This window comes from Phycisphaerae bacterium, from assembly GCA_019636475.1.
Lineage (GTDB): Bacteria > Planctomycetota > Phycisphaerae > UBA1845 > UTPLA1 > JADJRI01.
The window spans coordinates 42756-58831 of sequence record JAHBXN010000007.1; the positions used below are offsets into that span (position 1 = coordinate 42756).

Annotated in this window: 17 protein-coding genes; 3 read left to right on the top strand and 14 right to left on the bottom strand. The window is 58.9% G+C overall.

The window, feature by feature from the left end:
• Nucleotides 1-279: 279 nt before the first annotated feature.
• A complete protein-coding gene (locus KF841_12230) occupies nucleotides 280-1221 on the top strand; it encodes an HDOD domain-containing protein (GenBank protein MBX3396121.1) in 942 nt (313 codons plus the stop codon).
• Nucleotides 1222-1265: 44 nt separating this feature from the next.
• Here the strand turns inward: KF841_12230 and KF841_12235 are convergent, their stop codons facing one another.
• Both KF841_12235 and KF841_12240 read right to left on the bottom strand, forming a co-directional pair.
• A complete protein-coding gene (locus tag KF841_12235; protein MBX3396122.1) occupies nucleotides 1266-2072 on the bottom strand; it encodes a glycosyltransferase in 807 nt (268 codons plus the stop codon).
• 5 nt (nucleotides 2073-2077) lie between these two features.
• Nucleotides 2078-3085, bottom strand: coding sequence for a glycosyltransferase family 2 protein (locus KF841_12240; GenBank protein ID MBX3396123.1), 1008 nt, complete (start codon nucleotides 3083-3085; stop codon nucleotides 2078-2080).
• A gap of 146 nt (nucleotides 3086-3231) precedes the next feature.
• On the opposite strand from KF841_12240, the gene KF841_12245 reads away from it, so the two are divergent.
• Complete coding sequence (locus KF841_12245) at nucleotides 3232-4209, top strand: cation transporter (protein ID MBX3396124.1); 978 nt, start codon at nucleotides 3232-3234, stop codon at nucleotides 4207-4209.
• 435 nt (nucleotides 4210-4644) lie between these two features.
• Nucleotides 4645-6165 (top strand): hypothetical protein, encoded by a 1521-nt coding sequence (locus KF841_12250; GenBank protein ID MBX3396125.1) that lies wholly within the window; start codon nucleotides 4645-4647, stop codon nucleotides 6163-6165.
• A gap of 31 nt (nucleotides 6166-6196) precedes the next feature.
• Here the strand turns inward: KF841_12250 and hypB are convergent, their stop codons facing one another.
• The 12 genes from hypB to KF841_12310 all read right to left on the bottom strand — a co-directional run bounded on the left by hypB (nucleotide 6197) and on the right by KF841_12310 (nucleotide 16032).
• A complete protein-coding gene (gene hypB / locus KF841_12255) occupies nucleotides 6197-6925 on the bottom strand; it encodes a hydrogenase nickel incorporation protein HypB (protein MBX3396126.1) in 729 nt (242 codons plus the stop codon).
• The gene (locus tag KF841_12260) at nucleotides 6894-7271 is read right to left on the bottom strand and encodes a hydrogenase maturation nickel metallochaperone HypA (protein ID MBX3396127.1); all 378 of its coding nucleotides are present in this window, start codon (nucleotides 7269-7271) and stop codon (nucleotides 6894-6896) included. Before KF841_12260 ends, hypB begins: the two co-directional genes overlap by 32 nt.
• Before the next feature lie 3 nt (nucleotides 7272-7274).
• On the bottom strand, nucleotides 7275-7793 hold the full coding sequence (locus KF841_12265; GenBank protein ID MBX3396128.1) for a hydrogenase maturation protease: 519 nt from the start codon (nucleotides 7791-7793) through the stop codon (nucleotides 7275-7277).
• Nucleotides 7778-9088 carry a Ni/Fe hydrogenase subunit alpha gene (locus KF841_12270; GenBank protein MBX3396129.1) on the bottom strand — a complete coding sequence of 437 codons (1311 nt, stop codon included), beginning with the start codon at nucleotides 9086-9088 and terminating at the stop codon, nucleotides 7778-7780. Before KF841_12270 ends, KF841_12265 begins: the two co-directional genes overlap by 16 nt.
• Entirely contained in the window at nucleotides 9085-9828 is a 744-nt protein-coding gene (locus tag KF841_12275) for an NADH:ubiquinone oxidoreductase (protein MBX3396130.1), read from the bottom strand. The genes KF841_12270 and KF841_12275 overlap by 4 nt, the downstream gene beginning before the upstream one ends.
• Before the next feature lie 66 nt (nucleotides 9829-9894).
• Nucleotides 9895-10752, bottom strand: coding sequence for an FAD/NAD(P)-binding protein (locus tag KF841_12280; protein MBX3396131.1), 858 nt, complete (start codon nucleotides 10750-10752; stop codon nucleotides 9895-9897).
• A gap of 1 nt (nucleotide 10753) precedes the next feature.
• Nucleotides 10754-11806: a 4Fe-4S dicluster domain-containing protein gene (locus KF841_12285; GenBank protein MBX3396132.1), complete on the bottom strand. Its 1053-nt coding sequence runs from the start codon at nucleotides 11804-11806 to the stop codon at nucleotides 10754-10756.
• A 219-nt stretch (nucleotides 11807-12025) separates the two neighbouring features.
• Nucleotides 12026-12454, bottom strand: coding sequence for a response regulator (locus KF841_12290; protein MBX3396133.1), 429 nt, complete (start codon nucleotides 12452-12454; stop codon nucleotides 12026-12028).
• 51 nt (nucleotides 12455-12505) lie between these two features.
• Complete coding sequence (hypE, locus tag KF841_12295; protein ID MBX3396134.1) at nucleotides 12506-13513, bottom strand: hydrogenase expression/formation protein HypE; 1008 nt, start codon at nucleotides 13511-13513, stop codon at nucleotides 12506-12508.
• Between the two features lie 26 nt (nucleotides 13514-13539).
• Nucleotides 13540-14658: a hydrogenase formation protein HypD gene (gene hypD, locus KF841_12300; protein ID MBX3396135.1), complete on the bottom strand. Its 1119-nt coding sequence runs from the start codon at nucleotides 14656-14658 to the stop codon at nucleotides 13540-13542.
• Nucleotides 14648-14923: a HypC/HybG/HupF family hydrogenase formation chaperone gene (locus KF841_12305; GenBank protein ID MBX3396136.1), complete on the bottom strand. Its 276-nt coding sequence runs from the start codon at nucleotides 14921-14923 to the stop codon at nucleotides 14648-14650. The genes hypD and KF841_12305 overlap by 11 nt, the downstream gene beginning before the upstream one ends.
• Nucleotides 14914-16032 carry a carbamoyltransferase HypF gene (locus KF841_12310; GenBank protein ID MBX3396137.1) on the bottom strand — a complete coding sequence of 373 codons (1119 nt, stop codon included), beginning with the start codon at nucleotides 16030-16032 and terminating at the stop codon, nucleotides 14914-14916. The genes KF841_12305 and KF841_12310 overlap by 10 nt, the downstream gene beginning before the upstream one ends.
• Nucleotides 16033-16076: the final 44 nt, after the last annotated feature.

Here is a 16076-nt window from a genome sequence, read left to right on the forward strand (position 1 = left end):
GACGCCGACCGAAGTACGAAGCTGGAACGGTCCCCACCGCAATCCAGGGCATCGGTCAGTCGGCACATCATGCATGCAGAACGCGTCGAGGCCGCTGGAGGGCGGCCTCATGCGTTTTTACCCGCAGACACGTGACCGCGGTTCACATCGAGCGATTCGACGATTCTCGCCTCGAGCGGCGACGTCGCAGGCCCGAAAATGGACGTAAAGCGCTGCCCATCGTTCGACGATAACAGATGTGGCCGTCGAAACCGTGACGGCGTCCTGGAGCGAACAGCCATGATGCACTCGGAGACTCTTGAATCGATCAAGCGATCGGCCTCGTTGCCGTCGATTCCGATTATCGCGACGCGCTGCTACGAGATGACGCAGGACCCGAACTGCGACTACAACAAGCTGGTGGATCTGCTTACGACGGATCCCGGAATCGCGGCCAGCGTGCTGCGTCTGGCGAATTCGCCGCTGTTTGGCGTGACGCGCCAAGTCAGCTCGCTGAAGCAGGCGATCTCGCTGCTCGGCGTGAAGCGCATCCGAGAACTGGTGCTGGTGCGATATCTCGTTCAGAAGACCGAGGAAATCCCCTCGGACAAGATCGATATCAATTATTACTGGCGGCTGTCCCTGACGACGGCAATCCTCACGGCCAAGTTTGCCGACGCGCTGGCGCCACAATTCCGCGATGAGGCGTTCATGGGCGGCCTGCTCGCGGACGTGGGTGTCATTGTTTTGGCACGTTCTCTTCCGAAGCAGTACGGACCCATCGCGGCGAAGTATCAGCCGCATGAATCCGAGGACTGGATACAGGGCGAGTACAATCTAATGGGGGTGACGCACGGCGAAGTCACCGCGATGGTGCTCGAACAATGGAACCTGCCGCAGACGCTTGTGCAGGCGGTCAAGTATCATCATGCCTCACCGGCCGACATCCCGGCCGACTGCACGGGCGCTGTTCTCGCTCGAATCATCAACGGGTCGAGTACCATCGCCAAGGTACTGTCGCAGGCGAGCAACTCCACTTCGGCCGTCGAATCCTGCAAAACAGCGATGGATCGCGTGGACCTTGATGTGGCGGTGCTCATTCGCGCGCTCGACGGCATTGAGGAGGAGATTGAACGCATGGCCCAGCTTCTGGGCGTCGACGTGCTGAACAGCAAGGTGTTCAGTCTGATCTGCAAGCAGCTTGTGTCCCATCTCGAGCAGGCCTCAGCGGTTGCAAGCTGATGGACCACTTCGATCGGGCACTGGCCGGATGTGGCTGGTTTGGTTCAGCGCCGGCAATTTGGCAGCCCGTGGTACTTCGCGACGAACTGAATCAGACTCTTGAAGTGATGCCAACCGGCTCTGGAGAGCGGTCGCCGGCTGGAGCGCCGATGATCGTGAACGCACTCGATCTCGGGCAGATAGACAACTCGCCGACCTTTTTGCCATACTCGGCAACATAAATCGACATCCTCGAAGTACAGGAAGAATCGCTCATCAAATGGACCGCGGCCGGGCGCGTTTGAATTCGCGGTCAGTCGCTCAATCTCCGCTCGCCGCAGAAACATGGCGGCACCCAGGCCCCAATCAACATCCTGCTGTCGATCGCGGTCGGCGAATTCCATCAGATACTCGCGAAAGAATCGCGGCGGCGGGCCGATGCCGCGTAACGGCGAGCGTGCATACAGCACGACCGGCCAGGTGTAGAACCTGCGGATCGAAGGCTGAATTTCGCCATCAGGATATCGAAGCCGCGGCATCAACACGCCGACATCGTCATTCGTGCGAAGAAAAGACTCGGCGCGTGTCAGCGTGTTTTCGGCGACTCGGACATCGGGATTCGCGATGAAAATGATATCGCCTCGCGATTTACGGTACGCCAGGTTGATTCCGGAACCAAAGCCAACGTTCTCGGATTCCAGAATCTCAACCGTCAGTTGCTGATCGCTTCTCAGGTCGCCCGCGGGCTCGACGGGCTGTTCCGGTGAGTTGTTCGTGACAATGAGTTCAATCGGCAATCCGCCGGCGTGTCGTCGCAGCGATGCCGCCAGACCGCGCAACTCCTGTGCGGAGCAATAGTTGACGGTGAGCACGCTGATCATTCCGTCGTGCCCCCGACCAGCGCATTCTTAGTGAAACGCGAAAAGACATGGAGCCCCCACCAATTTTTGGTGAGCCGCGACTCGATCAAGGCAATTCGTGCCGGGTCATCGGCATTGCTCTGAAGCCGCTTGGCTGCGATCCATGAGGACGACGATTTGGCCGCCCGTCGTCCCGCATACCATGCTCGAAAGCATCCCTGTCGCAGCTTGTTTGCGCCCTGCAGCATGAGAAAGAGCCGCCGGGCGTGGCGGTGTCGATGCTGAAGCGTCTGAGGCAAATCCGCCTGCCAGACGATTTCGGCATTGCGTGCGCTGTTGAAATGATATCGCCAACCGGTCGGGCTGTACGAAGAACTCAAATGGTGATAGCAAATGGAGCGCGGCGCGAATCGGCATCGATATCCCGCATGGGCGAGACGAAAGCCGAGATCGACATCCTCATAATAACTTTCAAACGCTTCATCAAGGAGGCCGACGCGCTCGACGCAGTCGCGTCGAAAAAACGCCGATGCACCACTGGCCGAGAAGCAATCGCGACTCAAGCCACCGGCCGTCTCGCGCGGCATGAGATGGTTTCGCTTCACCGCCCCGCCTGCAACTGAATAGACATCGCCGGCAGTGTCGATCAGATGCGGCGGATCCGCCATCACGACGAGCGAAGCAACCGACGCGACATCCGCCGAATCAAAGGCTTGCAGTCCTTGCGCCATCCAGTCTGAATCGACGTGTGTGTCATTATTGAGCAAGACCACGAAGGGAGAGCGGGCCGCGCGCATTCCAGCATTACACGACCCGGTAAACCCCAGATTGCGTTCATTTACAATCAGATGGATCCGGCCATGCGTTTGACGGAGATACTCCACGCTCTCATCGCTAGAGCCATCGTCAACTATGGTAACTTTGAACCGGGATTCGGACTGTGAATTGAGAGAATCGATAAGGCGCGGCAGAAACCGCATGCCGTTATAATTTGGAATGACGACGGTCGCGATCGGCTCAGCCATGTTCTAGCGGCGACGGAGAGGGCATGTCCATTCACATGCCGTCACCGCCGGATTCAAAAGTATAATGCCGACTGTTCTCGCGAGCGACGGAGTCCGACACTTTTGCAACAGCAGCCCCAGGCAGACCGGTTGTAACAAGCTTTTTCATGAATCAATCAGCCGAACAGTTGGAGACAAACCGCCGATTGCGGGCCGTGAAGGTCTGCATTGCCGCCAGCCTTCTGGTTTGCGTCGTGGAATTCAGCATGGGTTGGTTGCTGGGCCTGAAGTCGCTTGTCGCGGAGGGCATCCACACATTTCTTGATGGTCTCGACTCGGTCATTGTGCTGATCGCGGTCATCCTCGCGGCACGCCCTGCGGACCGAACCCACCCATACGGGCATGGCAAATTCGAAGCGCTCGGCGCGGCTATCGAAGGCTCCTTCGTAATCATGGCCGGAGTTGCGATTGCGTACGATTCCGTGGGGCGTCTGATTCGCGGGGAGGCGCCACCTGAGATTCCCTATTACGTCGCCGGCGTGATGGCGGCCACCTCGATTTTCTATTACGGCTTGTCCATTTATCTGATGCGCGTCGCTCGTGAGACGCGGTCGCCGGCCGTACTGGCCGAATCACTGCATCTTCGGACCCACATCTACATCACCGGAGGCCTTGCCGTGGGCCTGCTGTTTGGAGCCTGGGGTCGTAAGCCGATTGTGGATTCCATCCTCGCCGTGGCTGTGGCGGTTTGCCTGGCATTAATCGCGCTGCAGATTTTTCGCGAGGTTTTCAAGCAATTTATGGATGAAGCGCTGCCGGACTCCGAAATTAACGAACTTGCCGACGTCTTGAAAGAGTTCGAATCTCGCTTCGTCGAGATTCACGGGCTTCGCACGAGGCGAGCCGGCGTCGAGCGGCATATCGAGATGCACCTTGTCGTTCTTCCCGACACCACTGTCAGCGACTCTCACGAACTAAGCCATGAAATTGAAGATGCCATTTCCCGAAAATGGCCGGCAGCCCGAACGGCAATTCATGTCGAGCCGGTCAATACGGAGCATGAGGATTTTCCCAAGTGGATTCGCGGCGGGACGAAAGTCCGCACCAATGACCCGTCTCCAGATGATCGCGAACACATTCACTGAACTCATTCTCCGGAACGGACTCCGAAGCTCCACGGGCGTCGGAAGCCTCCTTGCGGCCACTCGATCCCCGTCTGCTTCCCCGCGGCCGCCATTGCGGATCGATCGACCCGACCAGCGGGCGCCGAAATTTGCGCACGGATAAGGGAGAATTCCCCTCTCCCTCAAACAATGGGGTGTCTTGTGTCGAGGGGTTCTGTTTCCGTATGCTATATGCTTGAACGGCGAGCCTCCGTTCAACCCTGGAGAATACAATTGAACAGTGCATTTCTCGCGCGCTCGTTTTCCGCTGCAAACCAACTGTGGCCACACAACTGCACACGACGCAGCGTCCCGCCTACCGCCGCCGGACATTCGCGCGGGGGCATGGCACTTGGCCTCGTCGCTCTGTTACTTTCCGCGGCTCCGTGTCTTGCACAATGGTCCGCGGATCCATCGGTGAACCTGGCGATTGCAGATTCACCCGGGGAACAGACTCAATCAAAGATCCGTTCGACGGCTGATGGCGGCGCCTATATCAGCTGGTTTGACAATCGTTCCGGTGGATACGACGTCTACCTGCAGCGTATTGACAAAAATGGCGTGGAGCAGTGGCAACACAATGGCATTCTGATTGCTGATCGAAATTTTTCCAGCACGCAGGATTACGGGTTGGCGGTCGATGCGGACGGCAACGCCCTCATTACGTATCGCGATGACCGATTCGGAGGAACCCAAATCGGAGCCAATCTTGTGTCATCGGACGGCACGCTACTCTGGGGTGCGAACGGCGTAACACTTACCTCCAGCGCAAACGGCAACGCTCCGAAGTGCGTGGTGCTCAGCGACGGAACCTATGCCATCGGCTGGACGGGCGCGACCAGCCCGGCCTCGGTAGTCGTCCAGCGTCTGAATTCCGGAGGTGTCGAGCAATGGTCACCCCCGGTTTCCCTGTCGGAAGCGAGCCGGCCGTTCAACCTGAGTGACATCTGCGACGGAAGCGACGGCAGCGTGATCCTGCTGTGGGTTCGATGCAGCGGAACAAACTGCGTGACAAGCAACAAACACCTCTACGCTCAGAAACTTGCCAGCGACGGTTCGCCCAGCTGGAACTCCGGTTCGCCTGTGATTGTATTCAATACAACATCGCTGCAAACCGCAAACTTCCCGACGATGGTGGCCGACGGAAGCGGGGGCACGGTGACTTCGTGGTATGAAACCGGCGGATCACGAAACGCGTATGTCCAGCATCTCGACGCCGACGGGAATTCTCTATTCCCGGCCCCGGGCAGCGTGGTCAACACCACGGCCGGCGTGTATCGAATCTCGGCATGGGCGGACTACGATCGGACGACTGGCGAGACGGTGGCCGTCTGGACCCAATCGAACACAACGCAATCGATGTGGGGGTTGTCTGCGCAAAAGTTTGACGAGACCGGCACGCGCCTCTGGGGTGACGGTGGAGTGGAACTGTTGCCGATGAGCACAAATCAGAGCTCCTTTGCGCGCGTCGTGTCCTATGCGGGGGGCGCGATTGCTTCCGCCTTTGATGCACGCAGCGTGACGACAGGTGTCGTTATCGCGGCACGCCTGGATTCCGACGGCAGCCCGCTCTGGGCGGGGACCGCGATCGAGGCCTGCTCAGTCGAAAGCGGCAAATCCCGGCTCGACGCGGCGCAGAACGGTTGCGATCTGCTGCTCACTTGGGGCGATTCCCGCTTTGATGCGCGGGATATCTTCATTCAAAATGTCAAAGCCAACGGCTCTCTGGGGCCGACTGTTCCGGCGCCCGGCGACATGAACTGCTCCGAGACGATTGATTTGAACGACATCGAACCTTTTGTGACTGCCGTTCTGAATGCCAACGCCTACAACGCGCAGTTCCCATGCTGTAATATCGCAGCGGCGGACATGAACGAAGACCTGTTGGTCAACGGCGTCGACATCGCGCTTTTTGCCGCAGCGCTGATCGGAAACTGACGATTGAATCCAGAACGGAGATGACGGCCGCTCAGGGCTGCGCCGTGCGCTCGATGATTCGCGAATCCCGATCGGATTGCGGCAGCGGAAGGAGCGTCGCCGCGGAACCTGAAATTCTTGACAGGATGATCTCCGCAAGGCGGAGAAATCCGTCCGGCTCGTCATTTTGAGGGACGGCTGTTCCGATGATGGGAACCGATGGATTGATTCGGTCGATATCTTCGCGAACGACCGCCAGATTGAACCGGACAAACGGCAGCAGGTCGCACTTGGTGACCGCCACTATCGCAACATCCTTGAAGAGAAGCGGATACTTCGAAGGCTTGTCATCCCCCTCGGTCACACTGAGCACGGCAACACGGAAATGCTCTCCGAGGTCGAAATTCGCCGGGCAAATCGGATTGCCGACGTTTTCGATGATGAGTAGATCAATCTCGGCGAGTGGAAGTTCCTTTAGCGCGTGGCTGACCAGTGTGGCGTTAAGGTGACAACCGCCTTCGGTGAGAAGCTGGACCACCGGCACGCCGAGTGCTGCAATGCGTTCGGCATCGCGAGTGGTCGCCAGATCGCCCTCCAGCACGGCGATTCGCTTCGAATCCGTGAGGATCGGAATCAAGCTTTCGAGGACCGACGTTTTTCCTGAGCCGGCTCCGCCGAGCAAGTTGACGCAGCACACGTTATTTGCGTCGAACAGCGCGCGATTTTCTTTCGCCGCATTTTCATTTTTCTCAAACACATTTCGCAGCACACTGAACTTCATCTGGTATCTCCGCGTCAATTGAGACAATCTGCAACTCGTCTCCGCCGACGCCGTACACCCCTTCCGCTCCGCAGCGAGGGCAGCTCCAGACCCATTCTAGCACTTCGAAAGACGAATCACACGATTTACACTTCGTATGAACATGCGAGATTTCAACTTCCAGATTCGAGGCGGAACAACAGGTCCCTTCGGCGCAGAGCGTGAAGGCCTCTGCAAGAAGGGAGGCTTCTATCTGCCGCAACACACCGACTCGAACCAGTACGGAGGTTACCCGACTGGCGCCGACCTCTTCTGCCGCCTTCTGCACCTGCTCGACGATCATTCTCGCGACCGCAAACTCATGCATCGCTCAAGCCTCCGTTGCGATGGGTCTACCGCTCAGTGCCCGCACTGCTTCCACGATGGCGCTTGCAACCTCATGGGAAGCCTGATCCACTTCCGAAGTCAGCGATTCAGCATGCCGGACATCGCCCACGGCAATCGCATAAACCCAGACCGCGTCGGCGCGTCTTGGTGCATTGACCACGAATTTCAACCCGACATCCACGCTGAGCGAGTGCGTCGACGTCGCGCACCGTGCACGGACGCGCTCGGGCGCGGCCAGATAGTCGATGCACTGCCATGTCCCGGGCGGGTGTGTTTCGTCGCTCCGCGCCGAGTCAATGACAATCAGTAAGTCCGTCTGCTCCAACTCAGCGGCAATATCGGTGCCCGGCGATTCGGTTGTCCGAACTACAACATCCGGAATCCGCCGGGCGGCCACTCGCTCCGCGGTGATCAATCCAACCTGATCGTCACCTCGAAACCATCGCCCACAGCCGATGATTGTCACGGATTTCCGGGTCTCCGCCGTCATTCGTCCACCCATTCGACATCGAGTAGATGTGTCGCGCACGAAATGCACGGATCGTACGCACGCACGAGCATCTCGAGTTGCAGCGTGATTTCCTCGCGACCGAGGTCGCGATCCAGCAATTGCGGCACGAGCGCCCGCATGTCGGCCTCGATATTGGCGAGATTCTGTCCCGTCGGGATCACCAGATTCGAGCTCTCGATGCGGCCGGATGAATCGACGCCATACTCATGAAACAGAACACCGCGCGGCACCTCGCTCGCGCCGGCGCCCAGTCCGAATCGGGTTGGTTTGACGAGCGTTTCCGGCCTAAGGCCTGTGGTCAAGAGGCGATCGATCAACTCGATGGCCGATTCGATGCAATGGACGGACTCCACGAGTTGCGCGGTGTTGTTGTGGTAGGGGTTGGTGCAAATCGGTTCCAGTCCCAGTTCCCTGGCGATCGCCGCCGCGACGGGGTGAAGCTGATCATGGTTGTTGTTGAAGCGTGCCAGCGCCCCGACCGCATACGTTTCAGCGTTTGGTGATCGACAGTGTTTTGCCGCCGAATGCGGAACCACGTGTTCGATGACTCGATCGCGATAGGCCGAGACCGGGGTCGGGTTGGGGTCCAGCGTCGACACGATGTCCCCCTCGTAGAAGGCATACTCACCGTTTCCGACGACTCTGAGCGAAACATATTCCGTGTCGCGATTGAACTGCGGCACCGAAAGGGACTTGAACAAATCAACCATTTCACGCATGTCGGATCGCGAATCCTCCAGGCGCGATTTGATATCGCGAAGTTCCTCCGGCCTGGGCACGTGCGAAACCCCGCCGACCTGCAGCGCGATCGGGTGAATGTGCCGACCTCCGATCACACCGCACAGATCGTTGGCCAGCTTCTTCATGCGCAGAGCCCGCTTCACCACATCCGGATGGGTCGTTGCAAGCGGCACCACCGAGCCGACGCCGAGAAAGTCGGGCACTGCAAGAAAATACAGGTGGAGAAAATGGCTTTGCAGTTCCTCACCATACAGTGCAAGCTTGCGCAGCATGTCGGCCTGCTCGGATACCTTGATGCCGCAGGCCATCTCCATCGCATGAACGCTGGCCGTTGTGTGACCAACTGAACAGATGCCGCAGATTCGGCAAGTGATGTGCGGGGCTTCGTACCATTGCCGCCCGCGCAGGAAGGACTCAAAGAACCGCGGACTCTCGACGATGGCCAGTTCGAGCCGGGTAATCTCGCCGTTCGACACATTGATCGCAATGTTGCCGTGCCCCTCCACGCGGGTGACATGCTTCACATCGATGGTGACGTTTCTCATGGCAGATCGCCTTCCTGATAAGCGCCGTACAGACGAAGATCGTCCATCACATCCTTGACGGAAGCGTTGTAGGTCTCGCGTATGTTCACTCCCGCGGCTGCGAGCCCCTCCCTGCTGATCAAACCGCGACACCCTTCGCACTTCGAGCCGAAAGTGGGGCAGATTGCAGAACACCCGCCCCGCGTGACCGGCCCCAGACAGAAGATTCCCTGATCGTAGAGGCAAGGGTTTCCTCGCTTCTTGCACTCGACGCATACCGGAGAATCGGGCAAGCGAAACACTTTTCCCATCAGCATGCACTTAACGAATTCAAGGAACTCCTCCTTGACCATTGGACAACCGGGCAACTCGTAATCGACTTTCACGATCGCTGACAACGGCTTGGCTCTTGTGGTCGGAAAGTAATTCGCCATGTCGCCGTAGACGCATCGCCGATAATCGCTTTCTGACTGGTAATTCTTCAGAGTATTGACGCCACCCAGGCATGCACAGGCCCCGATCGCGACGAGCACCCTGCTTTTCTCACGAATGTGCTGAATCTCCTTGGCGTCCTGCGGCGTTGAGACTGCCCCATCAACAAAGGCGATGTCGATGTCCCAGTCGCGATCGGTCATTCCTTCGCGGAAATTCACGATCTCGACGGCGCCGAGGATATCAAGAAGGTGATCCTCGAGTTCCAGAATCGCGAGCGAACAGCCTTCGCAGCTCGTTAGACTGAAGATGGCGATTTTAGGCTTCATCGATTGATTCCCGGTTGCCGATCGGCTTGACGGTGGACGCTGCCGTCCGCGCCGCCGAATTAATTATCATTCCACCGCTTCGCGCATGGCCTTGAGTCGTCCATATTTGAACACCGGACCATCGAGGCACACATACACATCATTCGCCTGACAGTTTCCACACTTTCCGATTCCGCACTTCATGCGGCGCTCCAGCGAACAGTAAATGCTCGATTGCGGAATGCCGCGGGCGAGGACTTCCAGCACAACAAACTTGAACATGACCGGCGGCCCCACGATGACCGCCTTCGTGGTCGACGGATCGAGCCGGGGCAGACCACGGAACAGCGTCGTCACGACGCCCGTCTTTCCGCGCCATTGTTCATCAGGACGGTCAACGGTCACTTCGAAGTGCAATCGCGGATCGAGCCGCCAATGTGTCAGATCATCTGCAAAAAGCAGATCGGCCGGCTGTCGCGCGCCGTAGAGCACATAGAATTCTCCGAAACGATCGCGCTCATCGAGGACGTACTGGATCAGTGATCGCACCGGCGCCAGGCCCAGGCCGCCTGCGACAATGAGGATGTCCTTACCGTGCAGTTCGTCCACGTTGAATCCGTGTCCCAGCGGCCCGCGAATGCCAAGCACATCGCCGACGCTCATTCGATGGATCGCCTCCGTCACCATGCCCACCCGTCGGATGCACATCTGAAAGACCTGCGGCCGCGTCGGTGAGGAGCAGATCGAGATGGGACACTCTCCAAAACCGAAGACGGAGACCTGAACGAACTGCCCCGGCGCATGACCCAGCGGCCGGCCCCCGGGCATTTCGATATCAAACAGCCGCTCATATTCGGTCAGCCGACGAATTTTAGTGATCATGCCGGGCTCGGGGACATAGAGGCCGGGTTCCTGAATCGCGCCGGCAGAGATAGTCGCAGACATATTAGATTTCCTCCGCGAGCTGGTTGTAGATCTCCACCGAATTAATCTTCGCGGTGCATGCCCGGTCGCAGCGCGCACAGCCAACACACCCTGCAATCCCCGACTGGTCCTTCACCCACTTGGCTTTTCGAAAAATTCGATGTCGCAGCCGGGACGCAGCCTTGGGACGAAAATTGTGTGGTCCGGCAACCTCCGCAAACTTCTCCAGTTGGCAGCCGTCCCATTCTCGCTTGCGTTCGCCGCGCGTCAGGGTCATGTCGGTTTCATCGAAGATGTTGAAGCAGTAGCAGGTCGGGCACGCCATATTGCAACTCCCGCAGGAGTAGCACCTCCGCGCCGTCGCCTCCCATAGCAGTGAGTCGTAAGAGCGATTCAGCAGCGACGGCAGTTCTTCCAGACGGGTCTTGAGCCGGTGCGGAAAAGCCGCTTCTTTGCGACGCTGGTACTCCTCCATCGCGCGCTCGTCGGCAGCCTTGGGTATCGCGCCGATCGATCCCTTCTGAAGCCGCACCTCCCCACGCTTGGAACCGAAGACCAAGCCGTACCGCATGTCATTCGGCCCGCTGCCCTGCTCCAGCGGAAAGAGCATCAGATCAAAGCCGTCTTTCGCGACATTGCCGTGCATGTCCGCGCAGAACACACCCACCGTGCATTCCTTTGCGCAATCGACGCCGATAATGAACGCACACTCCCGGCGGGACAAGTAATGCTCATCGCGATGATCCTTCGAAAAGACGCGGTCCAACAGGCGAATCGCATTAATATCGCAGGGATGCACCCCCACAAAGGCCGTCGGAACCCGCTCAATCGAAAGAGTGGACTCGAATCGACCATTCTGCCTGCTGAACTGAAACAGCGTCTCTGTCGGCGGAAACAGAAACGCTCGCGGGCCATAGACGCAGTAGGAGAACGTCAAGTCGAGCCCGGATAAGTCGGTCAGTATCTCATAGAAGTACTGACCACCACGCAGAACCGGCCCGACGATTCGATGTTCAGGGGCCAGATCGGCGACGATCCTGAGCACCTCCGCATGAGTGATGATTCGATCCAACATCGTTCGACCCTCATCGGACCCATCGCCGAAAACTCACGACGTGGGCGTCACTTCTAAACTCGTGCAAGCGGCGCACCAGTTGGCCAGGCTCATTAACGGATGAGGGCGCCCGACCGATGAACCGCGCAGTCGTTACGTCCGCGTGACTTTGGCTTCTGCGCAATAAACGGCGGAGTGCGTAATACTACGCGGTTGCGGTGCCAAGAACCGGACCCTGAATCACTCCACCGAACGCATCCAGCGGCCGCCAAACGAGTTCGATTCCAGTGTTTGCAGGACAATCTGTCGCAGATGTGCCGGTTCGATCGGCTTTGCAATGAATTGCTGGGCGGGCAGATAATCGGTCCCTAACTCCCGTGCCAAGTCGATGTCGGTCTTGACGTGTACGTCCGTGGAGACAATAACCGGCATTTTCCGGAAGATCTCGTCGCGCCGAAGATCGTATAGCAGATGCAGACCCTCTGTGGCGCCGCCGGTACCGATCTCCAATATCAGCATATTCGGGACCAGTTCTCGCAGAATCTTACGCCCCTGCGATACGGACTCGACCGCTTCAACCAGAATGTGCTCTGATGATAGTGCCGCCCGCATCATCTGATGAACGCCTTGATCATGATCGATCAGCAGGACGATCGCGCGTGTCTTCATCGTGTAGGTCCTCCAGAGATCAGGCCGTGCCCTCACATCGCGCAACTGCGATCAACAGATTCGGGGCAACTCCTCGCCATACGGCCGCTGAACGATACGTCGTCCGCCAGAGCGTGTAATTAACTCCACGAGTGCAGGATGTTCATCCGTTACGCGTCCAATGACCGCGGCGTGTCTTCCTTCAGGCCACATTCTCATCGCTGAGACCACAAGCGCCGCTTCCTCCATTGGGACAAAGCAGACGACTTTTCCCTCATTCGCGATTGTCAGAGGATCCAGCCCAAGCAGATCCGCCGCGCGCTGCGCCGTCGGCGTAATCGGAATATCCGATTCGTCCACGATAATGCTTGCGCCGGATGCCTCACTCACATCGGCCAGGACTCCGGCAAGTCCACCGCGCGTGGCGTCGCGCATGAATCGGACCGTCGCACCACATTCCAATACACGCCCGATCAATCGATTCAGGGGCGCGGCATCGCTTCGCATGTGTGAATCGAATTCCATGCCGGCGCGAAGCGACATGATCGCCAGTCCGTGCTCGGCAATCGGACCGTTCACGATCACCGCGTCGCCCGGGCAGACCTGATCCGCCGCCAGTTTCGGCCGCTCCGGCGTCAATTCTCCGAGGCCGGAGGTGTTGATATACATTCCATCGCCGGACCGCCGTTCGAGAACCTTCGTATCGCCCGTCACGATTCGAACTCCCGCTTCCGCCGCAGTCGCTGCGATCGACGCGATGATTCGATCCAACACGGCGATCGGCAGTCCTTCTTCGATGATCATTCCCAGGCTTAGCGCGATGGGTCGAGCGCCCATGACGGCCAGATCGTTGACCGTTCCCGCCACCGCGATGCGTCCGATGTCGCCACCCGGAAACTCCAGCGGCGACACCACGAACGAATCCGTCGTGAAGATCACGTCACCGCCCCGCCACGGCACAATCGCGCTGTCCTCAAAGCGATCCAGAATCGGATTACTGAGCATCGGCGCGATTCGCTCCCGAACGAGGCGCGCGGTCATCTCGCCGCCCCCGCCATGCGCCAGAACGATCCGCTCCATGTTATTCGAGACGGCTGTGAATCCGTTCATGTCACGCCCTCCATTTTCGCGTCCGACGGCTCCGCGCTCCGTCCTGGTTTCGGGCCGTACTTGAACCAGGCTGAACATGCACCCTCACCGCTCACCATGCATGGTCCGATCGGCGTCATCGGCGTACAGCCCCCGCCGAACAGCGCACAGCGGTTCGGTTCGACTCGCCCCTGAATCACCTCCCCACAGCGACAGACCGGGTGATCGACATCTTCACCGAGGGCCATGCCGAATCGACGAAGCGCATCAAATCGTCGATAGGCTGGGGCAAATTCAAGGCCACTCACAGGAATGACACCGAGAGCACGCCATACCGTATCCGCTTCAACAAACACCCGCGAGAGTAAACCGAGCGCGACTGAATTACCTTCCGGTCGGACGACTGCGTCATAGACGTTCTCAAGTTTCGGCGTCCCGCATTCAATCTGCCGGAGCAAATGCACGAGGCCGGCGAGCATCTGCCCGAACTCGAATCCGGCGACGACGCAGGGCTTGCCAAAGTCATCCACGATCGGGCGATAGGCCTCGGATCCGATAATGACACTGACATGCCCTGGACATAAGAAGCCGTCAATCGGCACATCGCCCGCAGAGAGCAGTGCCCGCATCGCCGGAATCACCAGTTTGTGACAGCTCAAGACCGAGAAATTCTCGATACCGCCCGCTTCCGCCTCCAGCACCGTCGCCGCGGCCGCGGGCGCCGTTGTCTCGAAGCCAACACCGAGAAACACGACTTCGGAGTTCGGCTCGTTGCGGGCAAGTTCCAGCGCTGCTCGAGCCGAAGTGACGACGCGAATCCTGGCACCGAGAGACCGAAGACGCTCCAGGCTTCCGTTTCGGCCCGGCACGCGCATCATGTCGCCATATGTGGCGATCGCGACCGTTTCGCGCCTCGCCAGTTCAAGCGCCGCGTCGATGTGCCGCTGGGCCGTCACGCAGACAGGACAGCCCGGACCGCTCAGCAGTTTCAGATTCGCCGGGAGCATCGACTTCAATCCGCTGCGAAACGCCGAGACCGTGTGCGTGCCGCACACCTCCATCAACTGCACGCGCCGCCCGATCCGGTCGCACAGTCGAATCAGCTCCCGTCGCAAGTTCTCAACGTTATTGTTCATCGCTTCTCGCCGTCTCGGTTTGCTCGACCGCCTCGACAAACTCAACCTCATTGCCTGAATAACATGCCTTCAGGTAGTCCCATGTCTCCATTGCCGAAGATTCCGGGATCGTCGAAATTGCAAAGCCGGCGTGAACCAGTACCCAGTCGCCGGGACCGGCCTTGGGCGTCAGAACCCGACTGACGCGCAGCCGATTGCCCTCAAACGCCACCGTCGCCTCATCCCCCTCGCAGTCGACGATTTTACCCGGCACCGCTAGGCACATTGTTGCACCCTATCGCTGACGGCCGCACCGGCAATGCACTGTCCAAGTGCCAATGTCTCGTCACCCCAAAGAAGCTGTCTCGAAGCGCACACGCGAAGATGGCGGTCCTCCAGTCGCTGGGTCAGCCGTGACCGCAGCTTCCGATTAGCGAAACAGCCGCCGGCGAGGACAACCGTTGTCAAACCACACGCATCGCAGGACATCAAGGCGGTAGCCGAGAGCATTCGCGCCACGGTCTCATGAAATCGTGCCGAGATTTCAGCTGCGGAATGCCCAGCGGCGATGTCTCGCACGATTCCACGAATCATTGGCGCCGGCGACATGATCATCGCGCCTCTTTCGAATCGTGTTTCATAGGGATAAGGCTCGGCGCGGCCGTCGACGGCGATTGCTTCGAGCGCGGAGGCCGCATCCGCCAGCCCGGTGTTGCGGTCGCAAATTCCCAGCAGGAACGCAACCGCGTCGAACAATCGCCCCATGCTGGAAGTCACCGGCGCATTGAGCGCGCGCGTCCGCATCTGCTCGAAAAGTTCCAGCGTCAACTGCGGAATGCGTGCGAATATCGGGGCGCAATCGACACGCCAATTGTTGCCGAATGCCTGGCATGCCAGCGCGGCCGCCGGCCGCCATGTCTCCACGGCCGCAAGGTTGCCGCCGACAAGGGGAAAGTATTCCAGATGCGCCCGCCGCTCGAAACTGGCGGTGTCACACGAAAGCACTTCGCCCCCCCAGGCCGCACCATCCGTTCCGTATCCAACCCCGTCACAGCAAATCGCGACAACTCGGCGGTCGATGCCCCACTCAGCCATGACGGACACGGCGTGAGCGTGATGATGCTGCACACCGACACAAGGCAATCCGATGGACTTGGCCAATATGGTCGACAGATACTGCGGATGCAGGTCATGTGCGATTACATCCGGTCGATAGTTGTCGTTCTTCATGATCGAACTGACGATTCTCGTAAAGTGCCGGTACACACTCGGCACTTTCAAATCGCCAACAGGCCCCATGAGCACGGCCCGCCGACCCCTCGTGGAGCAAACGGTTGACTTGAGTTCCCCACCGACGCCCAAGACGCGCACCCGAGATGCACGAAACAGTCGCAAGTGCCGAATCCGAAATGTTCGGTTCCGATCAGACGTTGCCGAAT